The 3372-nt window shown below is 45.2% G+C and carries 2 protein-coding genes and 1 pseudogene; 2 read left to right on the top strand and 1 reads right to left on the bottom strand.

The window, feature by feature from the left end; translation table 11 throughout:
- Together AB3112_RS09780 and ppx are read left to right on the top strand one after the other, a co-directional pair.
- The coding region (locus tag AB3112_RS09780; protein ID WP_367334395.1) for an RNA degradosome polyphosphate kinase at window positions 1-1995 on the top strand (1995 nt) is incomplete at its 5' end.
- Entirely contained in the window at window positions 1995-2933 is a 939-nt protein-coding gene (ppx, locus tag AB3112_RS09775) for an exopolyphosphatase (protein WP_084973278.1), read from the top strand. The genes AB3112_RS09780 and ppx, both read left to right, overlap by 1 nt.
- Before the next feature lie 205 nt (window positions 2934-3138).
- Here ppx and AB3112_RS09770 read toward each other — a convergent pair.
- Window positions 3139-3372, bottom strand: a pseudogene (locus AB3112_RS09770) (teicoplanin resistance protein VanZ); the annotation flags it as partial.

Genomic DNA, 3372 nt, shown 5'->3' with positions numbered 1-3372 from the left:
TCACTGGCAAAATTAGTTGAAGTTAAATGGGATGGCCGTGATTCATCCGGTCGTTCAGCCGAAGAACAGTTACGCGACGTCAACGTTAAGGCGCATGAAATGTTGGTTCGACAATACAGTACCTTGAACCGATCGTTATTACCCGCGCTCAATCAGGTCGGAATTCGTTTGCTGAAGGTTGGCGATTTAACGCCGCAACAGTATCAATTTATTAAGGGCTACTTTCATGATGAACTGTACCCGGTTCTAACGCCCATGGCTGACGATAGTTCACGGCCATTTCCGTTCATTAATAATGATTCATTGAACTTGTCGCTTCGCTTGAATAAAAAGGGCGATGAGGACGGCAAGACCCTGTACGCAACACTTCAAGTGCCAAGCATTTTCTCCCGGGTCGTCAAGCTTCCGGGCAATGATAATGATTTTATTTTGATTGAAGATATTATTAAGCAATTTGTTGATCAACTGTTCATCAACTATACGATTAAAGAAGTTTCGATTTTCCGCGTTATCCGGGACATGGATTTGGATGTCGCCGAAGAAGACACCTCGGATTTGCTCAAGAAGGTCCAGCAACAGCTTAAATTGCGGGAACACGGTCAAGTCATTCGTTTGGAAGTCGATTCGACCATTAGCAACAAGCTGCGCAAGCGACTGGTTAAAGAGCTCCAGACAGCGGAAGATTCAGTGTATGAAGTTAATGGTCCGCTGGATCTGACATTTTTGAGCAAGCTTGCCGGCAAAGTGGTGGGCCACGATGACTTGAAATACCAGCCATACAAGCCATATCAACCGCAAGCACTGGATTCGGATCATAATATTTTTGATGCGATTCAAAAACACGATTGGTTGATGCAACACCCATACGATAAATTTGATTCGGTTGTTGAATTTATCCGCCAAGCCTCCATCGATAGTGAAGTGTTGGCGATTAAGATGACGCTGTATCGGGTTTCCGGTGACTCACCAATCATCAAGTACCTTGGCAGAGCAGCTCAAAATGGAAAGCAAGTGACCGTTTTGGTTGAAGTTAAGGCTCGGTTTGATGAGGAAAATAACGTTCATTGGGCCCGTCAGCTGGAAAAGATGGGCTGCCACGTTATCTATGGGCTCGTTGGGCTCAAGACCCACTCGAAGCTCTCACTGGTTGTTCGCCGGGAAGAAAATGGGATTCGCCGCTACGTTCATATGGGAACCGGGAACTACAACGACGTTACCGCCCACTTCTATACCGATTTGGGGCTCTTAACCTGCAACACGGATATTGGCATTGACGTGACCAACATTTTCAATATGTTGTCAGGATATTCTCGACCACCCTATTTCCACCAACTTCATATTTCACCAAACGGGATTCGAGAATTTATCACCGAACGATTATCCGAAGCCATTAAGCGCGCTAAGCAAGGCGAGGCGGTTCATGTTCAGATGAAGATGAATTCGTTGTCCGATCAAGACATGATTGCCAAGTTGTACGAGGCTTCCCATGCTGGGGTGACCGTTGACTTGATTATTAGAGGAATCTGCTGCTTGAAGACTGGGATTAAAGGGGTCAGCGACAATATTACCGTTCATTCAATCGTTGGGCGATTCCTTGAGCACAGCCGGATTTATATGTTTAATTTTGATGGGGAACAGGAAGTTTATCTATCAAGTGCCGACTTGATGACTCGGAATTTAAACCGTCGAGTTGAACAACTTTTCCCAGTTCTTCAGCCCGATCTGGCGCAACGAGTAGTGGACATCTATAACACAATGTGGAATGATAATGTTAAGACTCGAACGTTGGACAAAGACGGTGTTTATAAGCGGGTTGATCGACGAGGACGTGAACCATTGAATTCCCAAGAGCTGTTTGCTGCCGAAGCAACCAGACTGACAGAACTCCAGCAAAGTGAAGCACGTCCCAAGAGTGGTGCTCAGTTCCAACCGATGATGAGCCCACAAAATCAGCCCGATCCGTTCAATGATGAAGATGGGAGCGACAACCAGTAATGGAAAATCTCGCGGTGATTGATTTAGGTTCCAACTCGGTACGAATGACGATTAGTCGTATTAGTAGTGATGGAACGTATGAGACTGTAGCTGAGGAAAAACAGTACGTTCGCTTATCGGAAAATATGGGTGCTGAAAAAATTTTGCAGCCAGAGGCGATTGAACGAACGATAACGGCTTTAAAGTCCTTTAAGGACATCTATTCCAAGTTGGATCACTTAACGATTAAGGCAGTGGCCACGGCAGCGGTTCGCCAAGCAACCAACCAGAAGCAATTTTTAAAACGAGTTAAAAATGAGATTGGAATTAATTTGGATGTCATTTCAGGATCCAAAGAAGCGTATTTTGACTATGTGGGCGTCAGCGAGACGTTGCCGGCAACCAATGCGGTGATCATCGATACCGGTGGCGCAAGTGCGGAGATCGTTTTGGTCCAAAATGGCAAGGTCAGTAACTTAATTAGTATTCCAATTGGTTCAGTGACCTTATCAGCGAAATTTGATTTGGCGGACGAGATTTCGGCCAAGGAAGTCTTTAAAGCAATGCTTTTTGTGAATAAGATTTTTCAAAGTGTCTGGTGGCTCAGAAATGGGCTGAACCTGCCGATCATCGGCTTGGGTGGCAGTAACCGGACGTTGGCTAAAATCAATCGCCGTTTTAATAACCTCCTTGATACCAATGATATCCACGGCTACCAGCTGCGGGACGATTCGATCAACGAGACGTTTGAACGGATTATCGCAATGAATTTAGAGGAACGAAAAAAAGTTCCTGGGATTAACAAGGAACGGGCTGACATTATTGTTGGCGGTTTAATTCCGGTCATTTTATTAATGAATTATTTGGATTCAGACCGAATCATGTTTTCGACCAGCGGCTTGCGTGAAGGCATTTTGTTTGAGCGATTACATGATGTGATTCAGGAAAATATTTTGTAGTATTTCGAGAGTGTGGGGCATAGCGGTTAGCTTCCAGAGTATCATTGGCTTAAATGGTCGGAATTAGCCGCTTGCCAAGTAGGCTAGGCAGGCGTTCAGCCGGCCGTCGTCGAACGCTTTAGCCGAATAATATGACATTATCAAAAAGAGGCAGGACCAAAAGTATCAGCTTTTGGCCCTGCCTCTTTACTATATACAATTATAATTAAGCGGGCTTCGTATCCGTGCCACTCAGTCTTTCGAAGAACAATAGATGTTTCTGTGAGAACCAGTCAATCAAGAGGTCGACAAATACCAACAGAAGGAAGAATGATAGGACTAACACAAGATGGAGGATATTGGTCAGCTGTGAATAAGGCGCCGTGGCTGTCATATCCAGCAGACGGCCAACGGTTTCAAACAGCCCGCCAATGATCCCGTAGCCCAATAGATTGCGAAG

This window comes from Lentilactobacillus sp. (assembly GCF_040773105.1).
GTDB classification, from domain to species: Bacteria; Bacillota; Bacilli; order Lactobacillales; family Lactobacillaceae; genus Lentilactobacillus; species Lentilactobacillus parabuchneri.
Note: the sequence above shows the minus strand (reverse complement) of the source record. Positions and strands in the feature narration are given on the sequence as shown.